This window comes from Alteromonas sp. ABV2_168 (genome assembly GCF_056161165.1).
In genome coordinates, this window is the sequence record NZ_JBSWYQ010000034.1 from 1 (window position 1) to 276 (window position 276).

Genomic DNA, 276 nt, shown 5'->3' on the forward strand with positions numbered 1-276 from the left:
TCAGGGCAGGGTAAGTCGGCCCCTAAGGCGAGGCAGAAATGCGTAGTCGATGGGAAACGGGTTAATATTCCCGTACTTATATAATCAGTGACGGAGGGACGGAGAAGGCTAGACAATCCTGGCGTTGGTTGCCCAGGTGAAAGTGTGTAGGCTGAGTGCTTAGGTAAATCCGGGTGCTTAAGGCCGAGACACGAGACGAGCTCCCAAGGGAGTGAAGTTGTTGATGCCCTGCTTCCAGGAAAAGCTTCTAAACTTATGATTATGTGAACCGTACCC

1 rRNA gene is annotated in these 276 nt (G+C 51.4%); it reads left to right on the forward strand.

What is annotated here, in order from left to right:
• Window positions 1-275 (forward strand): 23S ribosomal RNA (locus ACXAH4_RS20115); the annotation flags it as partial.
• Window position 276: the final 1 nt, after the last annotated feature.